Below are 14,861 nucleotides of genomic sequence, written 5' to 3' on the forward strand. Positions count from 1 at the left end.
CATAAATATGATGTTTTTGACTTGACGATGATTAATCGTTGGTTCATGGCTGAGGTTGGGTCAACAGGAGTGGAATCAATGGCCGACGCACCCAAGGCTCCCGGGGGGCCTGTCGCCGCCGCCGTCATCACCGTGTTCGGCGGGCTCGGCACGATCCTCGATGTCAAACATGCATGGGTGTCGATCTCCGACATCTTCCGCGGCTGCCAGGGGTTCTTCGGCTGCACCGACCATCTGCTCAAGCTCGACGACACCATGTTCAACGGCATCATGGTCTGGTTGGGTATCCTCCTCGTCTCGGTCCTGGCACTCATCGTGGGGATGCGGAGCCTGCTCTATCACCTGCGCAAGCAAGAAGTAGCAGACGGGACGCCGCGCATTGCAGCAAAGCCGGCGAAAAGGGCAGCGTCACGCAACAACCGCGTGAAAAGCAAGCCCACCGGCCGTGATACCGCGGCAACTGCGGCGGAGGCGAACGATACCCGCGAGGATGTCTAACAACGCGACCATGGCGCGGTTGAGCTGCGGCGTCCGGGGTGAGTGAGCGTTTGGAATAAGGGCAGCTGGACGTGAAACCGGCCATTCGGCTTGGGGCAGAATTGGACGTTCGATCGACCTGCCCAGGGGAGCCGCATACACGATGGTCAAGCTCCTCTCGCTGCCTCTGCAATCAGGTCGGTGATGACCGCGTCGGCCTTATCAACCGGGACGAACAGCCGCGTCTGATATCGAATGATCTCGGTGAAGCAGGCCTGCGCCTTGTACCAGTCCAGGCGGGCCGCGCTGAACCCGACAAGCTCTAGCCGCTGACTGCCATTGACCAGCGAGCGCTTGAGCGTCAGCGGCTCTGGACCGGTGAACGGAAGCGGCCTCCCCGTCCTGAGCACCGTCGCCGCTAGCTCTTCGGCCGACAAAACGGCGCCAAGCTCGAGTCCAAGCCTGCTCCCGAGCTCAGCCAAAGCAACCGCCGGGATCTCTCGTCCAAGCAGCGACCGCCCGTCTGCTGAGGCGATCCGGATCACCTGCACGTGGTCGTCCGGGAGCTTGTCCCAGACCGGCAGCAGCAGTCCGGTCGCGAGATGGAGCGTCTCGCGGCGGAGCGACGCCTCCGCATCCCGGACCTCCGCCTCCCACGCCGCAAGAAAAGTCGGCTCCGAGGTCTCGCTCCAGCTCGTCTCTTCCAGAAGGTCGCAGGCCAGATATTCGCGCTTCAGCGGCCGGATCAGTTCGAAGCGCGTAACGGGGAGCCCTTCCTCCGACATCAGGCTCCTCGCACGGGCCCGCAGCGCCGCCTTGCCGGAACGGCCGTTCAGCATCGGCACGGCGTCCCGGCGGCCGGCCATGATCTCGAGCAGACGCGCCAGGCGCATCGGCCGAGGGCGTCGGGCAAGCTCGATCCTCAGCAGGTGAGTGGTGGCGCCCGAGCGAGGGTCGGTGCGTACCACGCGGTCGTCTAGGATTTCGAAGCCGTCGACCAGAATGGTCTCGACGCCGAGGTCGAGGGTTCCCGACTCCCGCGCCGCCGCGACGCGAGTCTCGACCAGCCCTAGAAACTCGTCAAAGATCGCGTTCTGAAGCTCGATCCTCAGCGCCAGCAAACGGTTCAGCCAGCGCTGGATCGACGGCAGATCCTCCCGAAGCCTGCCGCCTTCCGCGTCCAGCTTCAGCCCCGTCAGCTCTTGAAAGCGCTCGAAGGTGACGGAGCGAAGCTTTCCGCCGAACAGCAGATGATACCAGCTGACGAGCGCATCCTTTGCGTAGCCGCTTTCGAGATTGTCCGCGGGGTCAAACAGATTCTGGCCGCCGGTCTGACGCTGGCCGCGGGTGAGCGCCCCGAGCGAGTCCAGGCGCCGCGCGATCGTCGATATGAACCGGCGTTCGCCGCGAACGTCGGTCGTGACCGGACGGAACAACGGCGCAGAAGCCTGGCGGGTGCGATGGGTGCGTCCCAGACCTTGTATCGCCGCGTCGGCGCGCCATCCGGGCTCCAGCAGATAGTGGATGCGCCGGGCCTGGTTCCGGGCGGAGAGGCAGGCATGGTAGGAACGGCCGGTGCCGCCGGCGTCCGAGAAGACGAGGATCCTCTTCTCGCCGCGCATGAACGCCTCCGCCTCGACCAGGTTCGACCGGGCCGTGCGCGACTCCAGCTTCTGCCGCCCGTCGCGCCCGACGACGAGCCGCCGGGTGCGGCCGGTCACTTCTGCGACGCGGTCGGTGCCGAAGCGCTCGAGCAAAGTGTCGAGCGCCGTTCGGATCGGGGGGAGCGCGCAGAGCTGCTCGATCAACGCGTCGCGCCTTCGCAGCGCGGATTGCGAATGCACCGGGCGCCCTTCACCATCGGACAAGGGCTCGGAGCGAACGTTCCCTTCCGCATCGGTGAAGACCTTCATCTGCCGGGTCGGAAAGGCTGCCGCCAGATAGTCGATCACATATTCCCGAGGGGAGAGATCGATCTCCAGCGCCTCCCGCTCTTGCGGGCTGAGGTCCGCAAGCCGGCGGTCGAGCATCGCCTCGGCGGTGGACACGAGCTGGACCACCACGGCCTGGCCGGATTGAAGGTCCGCGTCGATCGACGGCACAAGGCTCGGCAGCTTCATGGAGAGCAGGAGCTGCCCGAAGAAGCGTTGCTTGGTGCCCTCGAACCGCGACAAGGCTGCGGATTTGGCGTTGGCGTTCAAGGTGGCGCCGGTCGCGGCGTCGACGACGCGGGTCGCCTCGAGCGCCGCCTCGAGGTTTGAGTGGATGATCGCCCAGGCGTCGGCATAAGCGTCGTAGACCGCGATCTGCTCGGTCGTCAGCGCATGCTCGAGCACGTCATATTCGACGCCCGCGAAGGAGAGCGCGCGGGCAGTGTAGAGGCCGAGCGCCTTAAGGTCCCGCGCCACCAGTTCCATCGCCGCGATGCCGCCCGCCCGGATTGCGGCGACGAACTGGCTCCGATCGGCGAATGCCGTCTGGGGACCCCAGAGGCCAAGCCGCGTCGCATAGGCCAGGTTGTTGACGTCCGAGGCGCCGGTCGCAGATGCATAAAGGACGCGGGCACGCGGAAGCAGGTTCTGGAGCCGGACGCCGGCGATGCCTTGTTCCGATCCTTTGACCTTGCCGCGGCTGCCTTCACCGCCGGCGGCGTTCGCGAGCGCGTGCGCCTCGTCGAAGGCGATCACCCCCTGAAACTCCGGCGTCGCCCAGTCGAGGATCTGGCGAAGCCGGGTGGCGTCGGCGTGGCCGGAGCGTAGAGTGGGATAGGTGACGAAGAGGATGCCGTCATCCATGCAGATCGGCGCGCCGAGCTTCCACTGCGAGAGAGGCTGGATGTCGAGCGCAAGCCCGCCAAGCGCGGTCCAGTCACGTCGCGCATCCTCGAGCAGAACCTCGTTCTTGCTGAGCCAGATGTGGCGCCGGCTGCGACGCAACCATTGATCGAGAATGATTCCGGCAATCTGACGGCCCTTGCCGGCCCCGGTGCCGTCGCCCAGGAAATAGCCGGAGCGATAGGCGGCGCCTGCCTCGCCCTCTTGAACCGGTTTCAGCTCGCAGCCCTCCGCCGCCGGCGCGAAGCAGCCGGGAAGCTCGCGCTCAAACGCCGAGCCCGCATAGATCAGGGTCTCAAGCTGCGCCGCCGAGAGCAGGGCCTGTTCGACAAGGCCCGGCGGCAAGAGCGGCGCGCGCTCGGTCCTCGGCGCGGCAATCGAGCCCATCGCAAGCGATTCCACGAGCGGTGTCGGGTGCGCCGCAGCGCCCGGGATCGCGATGCGGCTCGGCCGGTACGGTAAGTAGATGCCGACCGGCTCCCCAGACGGCGCCGGCTCTTCGAGACTCTGGAACTCAAGCGGCACCGCCGCCCCCGCCAATGGCCGGGGCACGGCAGCCGCAGGCAATGGCGGAGCAACCTGGCGCCGCTCCGTGCGCGTGAACAAGGAAGGTGTCCGCACCTGCGGCGGCGGCGATGCTGATCCGCCGCGCGGCAACGCGATGATGTTCCCGATCAGCGCCAGCGCGTCGTCGAGCTTCTCAGTCCGGCCGCAAATGGCGCCCCCGTCCGGCTCGGCCTTGTCATAGGCAAGCAGCCTCACTGCAACGCCGGTCCCCTGCCGCGCGAAGGCTCCAGGCGCCAGCAGCAGGTCCAGGCGGAGCCGGGCGGAGTCATCGACCTTCGACCTCAGTTCGCGTCCCGATCCGGCCTTGCTGAAGCTTTCGGGCATGATCGCGACGAGTCGCCCTCCCAGCACGAGACGGCGGAGCGCGGCTTCGAGGTGCCTCGCCGCCGCGTAGCGATCCGGGCCGCGCCCGGCGCTGCGCCCGAATGGCGGGTTCATCAGGATGAGCGAGGGCTGGCAGCATGCTCCGAGCAGATCGTCGACAAGCTCAGCGTCATGCGCCGAGAGGGAAGCGCCGGGAAACGCCTCGGCGAGGCTCTCGCTACGATCCGGATCGATCTCGTTGAGGAACAGCCGGGCGCCGGCCCGCCCAGCGGGCCACGCCAGCAGGCCGTTGCCGGCCGAGGGCTCGAGCAGGGTCTCACCAAGGGCGGGCTGCGCGAGCAGGCCTGCCAGATAAGCGACTGGCAGAGGCGTCGAGAATTGCTGCAGCTCGACCTGCGTCTCGGAGCGATAGCTTTGGATCGCCATTGCATTGGAGAAGGCGAGGAGACGCTCGAGTGTCTCGGCCGGCGTTCCGGTGAGCAGCGGGCAGTCGGCCCTCAGCAGGTAGAGGACCTGCGCGAGCTCGAGCGCGTCATAAGCCTGGCGCATAGACCAGGTGCCGGCCGCATCGGACCGCCCGGTCGCAGCCTCGAACATGGAGCGGAGGCATTGCCGGTCGACCTTCTCTCCTGAGCGAAACCGCTCCAGGATTTGGTGCGCGACTGAAACATGAGGGGGCGAGGGCTGGGCTCGCTCGATCGGAAGGGTGGCCATGGCGCGTCTCCGGCCCTGGACAGCACCATCGCCGCCCAGGGTCGGCCCCCGCCCGCCTCCTCCCCTCTAATCGGGTGGGCGTCGCCGCATCGACGCCCGCAGCACGTCATTCCAGTCCCATCCCTCGCGCCTCGGGTAGTGCGCTTCGATCGGCAGATGTCCAAATGCCTGGCGGGCGAGAGCCTCGGCGCGGCGGCCGCCGGCATCGTCATCGAGGAAGAGCGACAACGCGCGGACTTCCGGCGGAAGCGCCACCAGCCGGAACCGTTCGGTGCCGAGCGTCGCCCAGCACGGCACTCCGAAGAGGATCGAAGCCGACAGCGCCGTCTCGATGCCTTCGGCCAGGCCCAGCTTCGGGGCGGCGCCGCCAAGGCGAACAGCGCCACGCCCAAACCGCCCCAAGCCGCACCTCGGGTGGGGAAGCTCCGCGAGGCGCGGCCGCCGCGGGTCAAGGAAGGAGCGATGCACAGCGACAAGGCCCTGCTCGTCGCGGACGGCGGCGATGAGCGCGGGCCTGAAACGCGTGAAGGGCGCCGGCCCGTGTGGCGTCCGCGGATGGTAGCGCAGCTCCGCCGATACCGTCTGCAGACCGCGTTCGGCCAGATAGGCTTCGGCGGGTGTGCCGGCGATCGCGCGGCCGCCGCCCCAGACCCGAAGCGCGACGTCCGGGGAGGCAGCCGGCATCGCCTCCAGGCTGGCCTCGGAGGGCGGCGCGGGCGCGGCCGGATCGATCAGTCCCTGATGCTGAAGCGCGCGAAGGATGTCGGACGCTGTGCACCCCGCGAAGCAATGGAGCAGCAGCCGCGTCCGGCCGGCCCGTACGCTCAGCGACGGCCGCCGGTCCTGGTGGGCGGGGCAGCGGCACAGGCGACCGCCCGGCGCCCAGCTACCGCCAAGCCGCTCGACGAGCGCCCGCGCCTGCTGTTCGACGCTCAATGCGCCGCGGCCATGCATCTCTCACCTCCTCCTGCCGTTCGCCCGCCGTCCGCCGCCTCCCCTCCCGATCGCTCAGCGGGGAGGTTCGTTCAGGCGCACGAAGATGCCGTCGGAAGGTCCGTCCGCTGGGGAAGCCGCAGCGGCCGCAGCGGGAGGTCGCGGTGCCAGCAGGGCGAACAGGGTCGCCGCCCTCCGCTCTGGTTCGACCGGCGCAGCAGCACCTCGCGGTCCTGCCACATTCGCGACATAGGCTACCGTTTCCGCAGGCAGCCGCCGCCCCGTGGCCAGGTGGCGCGCATAGCGCGCCGGCCCGGCATTGTAGGCGCCGAACAGGCCGGGATAGCCGAACCGGTCGTACATCCGCCGCAGATAGGCAGTGCCGGCTAGGATATTGTCTCGCGGATGGTGCGGATCCCGGCCAAGGCCGAGCGATGCGCGCATCTCGCTCCAGGTGCCCGGCATCAGCTGCATCAGTCCCATTGCGCCGGCATGGCTGACGATCGGCCGCCCGGCGATCATTGTCCGCCCGCCGCTCTCCGCGCGCATCACTCGCCGAATCCATGCTTCCGGTATTCCGAACCGCCCGGAGGCTTCGGTGATATAGGCCGACCATCGGTCCACTGGATCGGCAGAAGTAGGCGCCGCCCACAATAGGGCAAGGGCAGTGAGTGCCGCTCTCAGCCCGGCCATATCAGCCTCGCACGACCGACGACCTGCGCAGGCCCAGTCACTCCGAAATAGCGCCCGTCGAAGGCGTTTGGCGCGCCTGCGGTGAGCAGGAAAAGCTCGCCCGGGCGGAGTTCCTCGCAGCCGGTCCACCATGGCATCGGCCGCCCAGACGGATCCTCCAGGCTTCGCAGCGTCTCAAGCCTTTCATTGACGAAGATGGCCTCGCCCACGGCGCAGACCCGATCCCCTTCGACGGCGGCAACCCGCTTCACCAAAGGTACGTTGCGCGGGAGATAATGTCGCTCGGCGCCGAGCTCGCGTGCGGCCTCAGGGGGCCAGGCAATCACCATGTCCCCGCGGCGGGCGCCGCCCGCAGACCGCACTTGGTAGAGCCCGAGCGGGCTGCTCGCACTGGCATTCCAGAGGAACAGTGGGCGCGGTGGCCACAAGAGCGTGCCCAAAGACGCGGCCGCGGCCGCGGCAGCCAAGGCTGCCGCCACCAGGCGCAGGCGGTTGGCCCGCCGCGCGTGCCGATGACGGCGCAGTTCCTCGCCCCAGCGGAAGAGCGGCAGCTCGCGATGGTCAGGCATTGCAGGCGTCGCTCTCGGAGAGCCCCCTCGACCAGCTGTCGAGGTCGTCAATATGGTAGCGTACATAGCGGCTGTGTCGCCGGAAGGTCGGCCCGTCCCCTCCGGCGCGCATCGCCTGAAGCTTGCGGGCACTCAGCCCGAGATAGAAAGCGGCCTGCTCGGTCGAGAGAAAGGGACTGCCCTTCTTTGCTCGAGCCGCCCGGCCAATATCGTCGTCCATCAGATCCTCGCTGCGGCGGACGGTGCCCCCGTGGCCCGCCCGTGCCGCGAGAAGTGGCGGCTTTCACCGGCGAGGCAGAGGCTCGAAAATGGATGTAGCCGGATTCGAGCCAGGCCCGAGTGATGCTGACTAAGCGGTCGAGGCCTTGCGCAAAGCTGCCGCCCGCTTGGCCACCCCTATTTTCGGGTTGAGCGCGAGCGCCTGCTCATAGGCATCGAGAGCCGCAGCGGGTTCGTCCGCCGATTCTTCGACCTCGCCCAAGAGGCGCCAGGCCTCGGCGCGGAAGCGTTCATCACCTTGGTCGATCGCGTGGCGGGCACCAATCCGCAGGGCCTCAATGGACACGCCGCTGGCGGACTCACCTTCGGCGAGCGCCTTCCGGATCACATGAAGAGTGCCGCGCGCGGTCTCGTCCTGCAGCCAAAGCTGCCGATCCAGGAACTCGCCTTCCAGACTGTAATCGAGGGAAGGTCGATCATGGCGAACCACCCGGATGCGAGCTTCGCCCTCCGGAAATTGATAGCCGTTCGCCCACCCCGATTCAGGCGTCCAGCGCGCCAGCTCTTCCCCACGGTGAAGATCGAACAGCGTCAGGACCGAGCTGTCCGGCGATCCCGGCGCATCGCAAGTCTGGCAGGCGGCAAGTCGCCCGTCTCGCGACAGGCCATTGTTCAACAAGTTCGCCCAATAATGGCGGCTGAGGATAGCGCTGCCGTCCGGCCTGAATGCATGAAAGGTGCCGGAGAGGGCGTCGCTGGCTCCCCAGTCGTTGAGGATGAATATGCCGCTATCTGCGACCTTGCCGTCCTGCGGCCGCTCCATTCGTCCCTCGACGACGACGGTTTCGCCGTCGACCAGGACAAACCGGCCAGCGGACACGATTTCGCCCGCCCAGCGCCGGTCATGCCAAAGCAGAGTGTAGCGGCCGTTTGGGGATGCGGCCCTTTCTCCCACGAAGTCGATTTCGGGAACGGAGACAACCCCGCGATCGTGGCGGGGGAGCGCAATCCGGGTTCCGCCCGGCGGCGCTGCGGGCGACTCCGCATCATCGTCGCGCCCCAGGAGCCGTTTCAGCCAGGACATTATCGGACGCATCCCGGCAATTCAGGCGTCCGACGATCGCGACGGCTTCCGGCTGAAGCGGACCTTGCTCCCGCCGGGCATGAGGCTGGCTTCATAGCCCGCTTCGATCCAGGCGTGGCATTGGACATGCCGCGTATCGGGAGAGGCTTCGTTGCTCCACCAGACCGGCAGGTCCGCACTCTTCGGCAGCATCGCGCCGATGACCCGTTCGATGTCGTCGAAGGTCATCAGCACATCGGCGCCATTCTTCCTGCGCAGATGCTTGCGGAGCGGGTCGTACTTGGCCACTCCTCACCCCCATTCCCCAACGCGGACCTAGCGCATTGCACCTGTGCTTTGCGCCGGCCCCGAGGCTACACTCGCCCAGCGGGGCAACTCAAGGATAGTTATGGCGCAGGGCGAGCGCAGCGAAAAGGCGTTGGTGACCGACGGCATCTTGTGGGTGCGCGAACGGCGCGAGCAGCTCGGGTGGTCGCAGGCAAAACTCGCGATACGCTCCACCAAGATGAGGGCCTATCTGGGCGAGATCTGCCCCGCGCCGACCGAGGCGGATGTTTCGGCATTCGAAGCCGGCGAGCTGCGCCAGCTCCCGCGCTGGCTGAAGCTCGCCGCCTACGCCTTCGAGTTCGTCACGGTGCCCCGCGAAGAGCGGGCCGCCTGGCTAGATCGACGAAATTGGTATCATGCCGGGCATCCGATCGATCTGTGCCGGCCCCTACTGTTCCGCGACGAGTATCGCTTCATGGAAGCGCTGAACAGCATGTCGGAACCCGACCGGCGCGCCTGGCGCGCTGCGATGACCCGCTGGTACTCTCGAAACTCGCAAGGAGATCGTGCCCAGGCCGCCCGAGACTGGCTGCGGCGCCTCGGGGTCCATGCGGAAGTGATGATCCAGGAGGAACGCGAGGTCGTCGAAGCCTATCGAAGGCTGCGACGCGGGAAGCGCGAAGCGCTGAGGACGGCCCTGCGTGAAGAAACGACCTGGCCGGGTGCTATCGCCCCGCAAGTGACGGAGGATGAGAGGCTGCTGCTCAGCGACTTCGGTAATCTCGAGGAGGACCAGCGAACGCTCGTGCGCCTGCTGACGGGCACACCTGGTCTGCTCGATCCTATCATCGCCTTGTTGACGCGGATGACCCCGGAAGAGGTGGATGCACTTCGGGAGGAAGCAAGGTTCGGTGCTTAGCTGCAACTCCCTCCGAGCAGGCACACCGCTCCGGGACGCGCGGGACCTGATAGTCTACACAATTTTTGGAGGCTGTTAACTCCGCCGGCATCTACGGACGCGAGCAAACCGAGGGTCTGGCAGCGAGCGCAGTCATGGCCGATCAAGATGAAGCTTCGCTGGCGGCAGTCCGCGATGATCTTGTGACGATACTCGGCCGCCTCGACGAGCTCGGGCTCCACCAGGCCGGTGCCCATGTCTCGATGGCAGTTCACGGCCCCTGGCAGATGCCGACGCATTCTCTTCCAGCCGGGAGAGCTGAAGCTCCCGACTGAGTAGGGCTGGTTCGCCTCGGCCTCCTGTCCTACTGACGAGCCTTGCGGAGGAGAGCCCCGGCCATGGACATGGAAGATCTGGTTTCGCTGACGGCGGACATCGTCGCAGCGCACGTCGCCAATAACAATGTCGCCGTCGGCGACATTCCGATCCTCATCCAGAATGTCCATGGGGCCCTTGCCCGCCTGGGCGAAGCGCCAGCTGAACCCGAACCGGAAAGAAAGAAGGCGCTGGTCTCCGTCCGCGCCTCGATTAAGCCCGACCATCTCGTCTGCATGGAGTGCGGCCGCAAGCAGAAGACGCTGAAGCGCCATCTCGCGACCGCGCATGGGATGACTCCCGATCAGTATCGGGGCGATTACGGCCTCCCTGCCGATTATCCCATGGTAGCACCCGAATATTCCGAGCAGCGGCGCGCCATGGCCCATACCATCGGGCTTGGCCGAAAGGCCGCGGGCGGCAAGCGAAAGGCAAGTGCGACCCGCGCACCGCGCGGCCGCAGCGGACCCTCGCCGCGCAAAGCGGGCACCTGACCTGTACTGCTGGCGCAGGCGATTTTTGAACGGGGCCCGAGAACACAATGACAGTGCTGGAAGACGTTCGGGCCTTCGTCACGCGGCTCTCGCCCAATCCGGTTTGCGACGATTGTATCTCGGAGCGGCTGAAGATCTCCCCGCGGCAGCACGCCAACCACAAGGCTCGCGAGTTAGCAGGCAAGGGCGGGTTCGAACGCCGAAAGGACAGGTGCAGCCTCTGCGGGGCGGAGAAGAAGGTCATCCGACAGGGCTGATAGCGAAGGCGGCGCGTGAGCGGCGTCCGCTCCGTCAGAACTGCACGGTGATCCCGGCAACCAGCCGAGGGATATCCTTTACGACCACGCCGCCGCCGGTTTCGAAGGTCCAGGTATAGGCCCGCTGCTCGTGATCCGCGTCAAAGGTGTCGCCGCGGCGCCGGCAATAATCGAGAGCCACTTTGAGTCCTTTGCCCAAGAGATAGGCGCGACCTCAGGATAGCGGCCGAGATAGTCGCCGGTGCCGCCATGCGGCAGGTCGATCGCCGCGCCGTTCGCGTCGTCAACGGCAATCCAGCGGTGTTGGTGAGTGCCGGGAACCTGCCGCTGCTCGATGGTGAATTGGTGGGCTGCCACCCTCCTTACATAGGATGTCGCCGCGCAGCCGCAACGCCGCCCGCATCTCACGCGAGGCCGCATGTCACCCAAGCAGCCTCCGGTATCCGCCGCGGGCCATCAACCTTGCGCCCTGGACCAGCCGCTGGACTTGCGAGCGCACGCTTGGCGCCAGGCTGCGCCATCGAGGCTCGCCCGCTTGCCTGCTCAGCAACCATTGCGCGATCTCACGCTGGTCGGCGCCCGCACAGGCGGCATCCCATGCCCGCAGCATCAGCACCCATCGCCTTGCCCGCGGCTCTCTTGGATGCAGCGACCGGGCAAAGTCGCTCGTCCGTGCGAGCGCGAGGAAGCGGCGGAGTGTCAGCAGCGGCTTCTCGGCCGCGGCAAGCCCATTCAACAGATAGCGCAGCTCCACGGGTCCGCCGGCCAAGGTTCCCGCCAGCACGTCGAGGCGGATCGTTCGTCGTCCGTCCGAGATCAGCAGATGCTCGCCTCGCCCCGGCACCGCGACCATCGTCGAGAGCGCCGACACGCGTTCGAGCTCGAAGCTGTCGCCGTATGCGGCACGGGCGCGAGCCAACACTGGGAGCACTGCGGGATGTGCCGCTGCGCTCCAGACCGGACGGGCGGCCGCGCCGGAAAGGTCGGGCGCCTCGAAGGCCACAAGCCCCCATTTCTCCGCCTCGGGGGACCACTTCCGCAAGACCGACCCCTCAGCGGCCCTCCGGTACAGCGGATCGCGCCGAAGCCACTCCCAGGCGAAGACCGAGCGATCGGCAAGGAGGAGCGGCGCATAGGCTGCCCCATTCCTCCAGTTCGCAGCAAGGTCATGGTCCGGGCTCACACCCGGACGACAGCTGTTCCGACCGAGCTAACCTATTCACCTATATGGGGGAATTGCCTCGTCGAAGCTGACGAGCGCGTCGCGCAGCACACAGACTACGAGTTGCGTCCGGCTGACGACGTCATAGGCGGCGCGCGCGCGCTTCACATATTGATGGGTAGTCTCGACGCTGATCCCGAGAATGGTCGCGATTTCCCAGTCGGTCTTTCCTGCGGCCAGCAGACGAACGCACTGATGCTCCCGTCGGCTGAGATGGGGGCAGCGCCTGACGCTCGGATAATCGTGGATCCGCCTCGCGGCGCGAAACGCATGCGCGCCGATCTGCTCTGCGCACAGCAGGCGATCAACCGGAAGCCCCGAGCCGGTCCTCACGGCGAACGAGAAGGAGCCGCAGGGCTCCCCGGGCACGTTCACCGGCACCGTGAAGCCGTCGCCGATGTCGAAGCGCCTGCTCCGCTCGAGAACTTCGCGCTCGCGATGTCCTAGCGGGACGAGCCTCGGCAGCTCGGACCATGCAAAACCGACGTTCGTGCGCAAGCTCGCGTGATGCACTGGATCGGCACCGACGAGGTTGTGGACGGCCAGCTCCCGGTCCCAGCCGGAGGGATAGGTGTCGATGCGGATCAGCTCCGGCCTGGCCGAGGCCAGACTCGCATGGTGAAGGAGCGCGAAATAGTGGAACCCAAGTTCCCGAGTCACGTCCTGGAGCACGGCCTGAAGAGCGTGATCGTCCAGGCAGGAAGCGGCCTTGGCCTCGAAGCGGTCGATCAGCCGCGAAAAAGGCATCGCGTCGGATTCCTCTCTCTTTCGCGCAGCACTCCCGGCGACCGGCCTATGATCTGGATCAAGAACAATCGAGAAATAATCTCTAAATATCTATGTGTTAGCGTGTAATAGAGTTTTGAAACCCTCGGAAAGCGTCTATCGTCGCAGCAGCTTGAATCAACGCGTCCTGCCCGGTTGAGACCCGGGCTACGGCGTACAGAAAACGGGACCGGGGACGAGGGCGGCTTGGAAACGTCCCGCCAGTTTCGTGAGTACGGGGCGCAATGGCGACGTTCGAACGGGCGGAGTCCTTTCTTCGTGATCTTGCCGGGATTGCCACCGAGGCCGATCTCTCGGACGCGCTTGAGGAGGTCACAAGCGAACTGGGGTTCAAATATTTTGCGCTGTCGCACCATGGCGACATCAGACGCGCGCCGCAGCCGGCCATCCGGCTCCACAATTACCCCGATGACTGGGCCGACTATTATGATGACAATGGACTGGGAGTGTCCGACCCCGTGTTCCGCGCAAGTCATGTAACAAGCGTCGGGTTCGCCTGGTCCGAGATCGAACGGATGATCGTTCTGACTCCAAGCGACCGCGCCATGCTCGAACGAGCCGAAGCAAGAGGCATCAGCGATGGCTTCACCATCCCGGCCAATGTGCCAGGCGAGACCCACGGCTCCTGCTCTTTCGCCAATCCCAGTGGAGTCGCGATGCGGGAGGAGGACCTGCCGATCGCCCAGCTCGTCGGCGCCTTCGCCTTTGAGGCCGCGCGAAGGCTGTGGCGCGTGCGCTCCCCGTCCCTGGCCGCCGCGCCGCGGCTCACCGACCGGCAGCGCGAATGCATCCTGTGGGTCGCGCGCGGCAAATCGGACTGGGAGATCAGCCGCATCCTCGCCATCGAGCATGAGACGGTGGTGCGGCACCTCAAGCAGGCTCGTGAGCGTTACGGGGTAGCGAAGAGGACAATGCTCGCGGTCCAGGCGCTGTTCGATGGATCGATCACCTTCACAGACGTTCTCAAACGCTGACAATGCCCATTTCTGGGCATAGCGGGCCGCCGCCGGCCCGGCGCATTCCGACCATGTCATCCAGCCGGAGAAAGACATGGTCACCCTTGCCGAGCAGGTTCCCGATCCCGCACGCTTTCCGCCGCTCCGCTCCATGTTCGAAGCACGCAAGCGGATCTTCGTCGACCTGCTGAAATGGGACGTGCCCGTCCTCGACGGGCGCTACGAGGTTGACCAGTTCGACGATGAGGCCGCGACCTATGTGATCGTGACCGGCCGCGACGGCTGCCATGAAGGCTCTGCCCGGCTTCTCAGGACGACCAGGCCGCACATCCTGGACACACTGTTCCCGGACCTTTGCGCCGCGTCGCCGCCGCGCGGGCAACGTGTGCTGGAGATCACCCGTTTCTGCCTCGATCGCGGCAGCAACGCCGGCGAGAGGCTCGCGACCCGCAACATCCTCGTCTCGGCCTTGGTTGACCATGCGCTCGAGAAGGGAATCAGCACATTCACGGGCGTCGCCGAGATAGGGTGGCTCCAGCAGATCCTCGCTTTTGGCTGGCGCTGCCGCCCGCTTGGCCTGCCCCGCACGTGCGCCGGCAGGATGCTGGGCGCGCTTGCGATCGATATTTCGGAAGAAACGCCGGCTCTCCTGGAAGTGAACGGCATCTACCAGCCCGCTCCCTTACGTCGGCTCGAGATCCTCGCTGCCGCCTGAAGCAAAGGAATGCACATGTTTCAAAGCCAAGCTCTCGACTCCGCGATCGACCGCTGGACCGAACGACTGCTCGTCGACGGTTATTGCGTGGTTCCCGATCTTGCCGCGGAGGAGGTCCTCTCCCTCGACTCCGATCTGGCGGCCGATTTTGAGGAAACACCCTTTTGCCAAGGACGCTTCTACGGCGAGCGGACGAAGAGGTTCGGTCGCCTCCTTGCCCGCTCGCCGCGCGCGGCCGCGCTCGTGCAGCATGAGCTGATTCTTGGTGTCGTAGAGCGGGTGCTCTCTCCCTGGTGCGATACGATCCAGCTCAACCTCACCCAGGCGATCGCCGTCCACCCGGGAGCGCTCGCCCAGATGCCGCACCGCGACCAGGACATGTGGCGCGGCGCGACCGGGGACGTCGAGTATCTTGTCAACGTCATGTGGCCGTTCACGCCTTACACGAGAGACAATGGCGCCACCCGGGTATGGCCG

18 protein-coding genes are annotated in these 14,861 nt (G+C 66.4%); 8 read left to right on the top strand and 10 right to left on the bottom strand.

Features of this window, described 5'->3' with window-relative positions:
* Positions 1-78 precede the first annotated feature (78 nt).
* Entirely contained in the window at positions 79-498 is a 420-nt protein-coding gene (locus tag VF631_RS10000; protein ID WP_431850154.1) for a hypothetical protein, read from the top strand.
* Between the two features lie 146 nt (positions 499-644).
* Here VF631_RS10000 and VF631_RS10005 read toward each other — a convergent pair whose 3' ends face one another.
* From VF631_RS10005 to VF631_RS10035, 7 genes are all read right to left on the bottom strand, one after another.
* A complete protein-coding gene (locus VF631_RS10005) occupies positions 645-4,916 on the bottom strand; it encodes a strawberry notch-like NTP hydrolase domain-containing protein (RefSeq protein WP_431850155.1) in 4,272 nt (1,423 codons plus the stop codon).
* 66 nt (positions 4,917-4,982) lie between these two features.
* Complete coding sequence (locus tag VF631_RS10010) at positions 4,983-5,870, bottom strand: DUF7146 domain-containing protein (protein WP_431850156.1); 888 nt, start codon at positions 5,868-5,870, stop codon at positions 4,983-4,985.
* 54 nt (positions 5,871-5,924) lie between these two features.
* The gene (locus VF631_RS10015) at positions 5,925-6,398 is read right to left on the bottom strand and encodes a lytic transglycosylase domain-containing protein (protein ID WP_431850157.1); all 474 of its coding nucleotides are present in this window, start codon (positions 6,396-6,398) and stop codon (positions 5,925-5,927) included.
* A gap of 131 nt (positions 6,399-6,529) precedes the next feature.
* Positions 6,530-7,111, bottom strand: coding sequence for a S26 family signal peptidase (locus tag VF631_RS10020; protein ID WP_431850158.1), 582 nt, complete (start codon positions 7,109-7,111; stop codon positions 6,530-6,532).
* Positions 7,104-7,331 (bottom strand): helix-turn-helix domain-containing protein, encoded by a 228-nt coding sequence (locus tag VF631_RS10025; RefSeq protein ID WP_431850159.1) that lies wholly within the window; start codon positions 7,329-7,331, stop codon positions 7,104-7,106. The genes VF631_RS10020 and VF631_RS10025 overlap by 8 nt, the downstream gene beginning before the upstream one ends.
* Positions 7,332-7,460: 129 nt before the next feature.
* Positions 7,461-8,414, bottom strand: coding sequence for a tetratricopeptide repeat protein (locus tag VF631_RS10030; protein WP_431850160.1), 954 nt, complete (start codon positions 8,412-8,414; stop codon positions 7,461-7,463).
* A 21-nt stretch (positions 8,415-8,435) separates the two neighbouring features.
* A complete protein-coding gene (locus tag VF631_RS10035) occupies positions 8,436-8,702 on the bottom strand; it encodes a DUF7662 domain-containing protein (protein WP_431850161.1) in 267 nt (88 codons plus the stop codon).
* Positions 8,703-8,802: 100 nt separating this feature from the next.
* Here VF631_RS10035 and VF631_RS10040 point away from each other — a divergent pair, with 100 nt between their 5' ends.
* The 4 genes from VF631_RS10040 to VF631_RS10055 all read left to right on the top strand — a co-directional run bounded on the left by VF631_RS10040 (position 8,803) and on the right by VF631_RS10055 (position 10,705).
* Positions 8,803-9,600, top strand: a complete 798-nt coding sequence (locus tag VF631_RS10040) for a hypothetical protein (RefSeq protein ID WP_431850162.1) — start codon at positions 8,803-8,805, stop codon at positions 9,598-9,600.
* 134 nt (positions 9,601-9,734) lie between these two features.
* Positions 9,735-9,914: a hypothetical protein gene (locus tag VF631_RS10045; protein WP_431850163.1), complete on the top strand. Its 180-nt coding sequence runs from the start codon at positions 9,735-9,737 to the stop codon at positions 9,912-9,914.
* Positions 9,915-9,977: 63 nt separating this feature from the next.
* On the top strand, positions 9,978-10,448 hold the full coding sequence (locus VF631_RS10050) for a MucR family transcriptional regulator (protein WP_431850164.1): 471 nt from the start codon (positions 9,978-9,980) through the stop codon (positions 10,446-10,448).
* A gap of 47 nt (positions 10,449-10,495) precedes the next feature.
* A complete protein-coding gene (locus VF631_RS10055; RefSeq protein ID WP_431850165.1) occupies positions 10,496-10,705 on the top strand; it encodes a hypothetical protein in 210 nt (69 codons plus the stop codon).
* A gap of 34 nt (positions 10,706-10,739) precedes the next feature.
* On the opposite strand, the gene VF631_RS10060 is transcribed toward VF631_RS10055, so the two are convergent.
* From VF631_RS10060 to VF631_RS10070, 3 genes are all read right to left on the bottom strand, one after another.
* Complete coding sequence (locus VF631_RS10060; RefSeq protein WP_431850166.1) at positions 10,740-10,886, bottom strand: hypothetical protein; 147 nt, start codon at positions 10,884-10,886, stop codon at positions 10,740-10,742.
* Between the two features lie 240 nt (positions 10,887-11,126).
* Positions 11,127-11,888 carry a DNA -binding domain-containing protein gene (locus tag VF631_RS10065; RefSeq protein WP_431850167.1) on the bottom strand — a complete coding sequence of 254 codons (762 nt, stop codon included), beginning with the start codon at positions 11,886-11,888 and terminating at the stop codon, positions 11,127-11,129.
* Positions 11,889-11,924: 36 nt separating this feature from the next.
* The gene (locus tag VF631_RS10070) at positions 11,925-12,674 is read right to left on the bottom strand and encodes a LuxR family transcriptional regulator (protein WP_431850168.1); all 750 of its coding nucleotides are present in this window, start codon (positions 12,672-12,674) and stop codon (positions 11,925-11,927) included.
* A 263-nt stretch (positions 12,675-12,937) separates the two neighbouring features.
* Between VF631_RS10070 and VF631_RS10075 the strand changes: the two genes are divergently transcribed.
* The 3 genes from VF631_RS10075 to VF631_RS10085 all read left to right on the top strand — a co-directional run.
* Positions 12,938-13,687: a LuxR family transcriptional regulator gene (locus VF631_RS10075; protein ID WP_431850169.1), complete on the top strand. Its 750-nt coding sequence runs from the start codon at positions 12,938-12,940 to the stop codon at positions 13,685-13,687.
* Positions 13,688-13,763: 76 nt separating this feature from the next.
* On the top strand, positions 13,764-14,384 hold the full coding sequence (locus tag VF631_RS10080) for an acyl-homoserine-lactone synthase (protein WP_431850170.1): 621 nt from the start codon (positions 13,764-13,766) through the stop codon (positions 14,382-14,384).
* Between the two features lie 15 nt (positions 14,385-14,399).
* A partial coding sequence (locus tag VF631_RS10085) for a phytanoyl-CoA dioxygenase family protein (protein ID WP_431850171.1) occupies positions 14,400-14,861 on the top strand: 462 nt, incomplete at its 3' end.

The sequence above is a fragment of the Allosphingosinicella sp. genome, from assembly GCF_036387615.1.
Taxonomy (GTDB): domain Bacteria; phylum Pseudomonadota; class Alphaproteobacteria; order Sphingomonadales; family Sphingomonadaceae; genus Allosphingosinicella.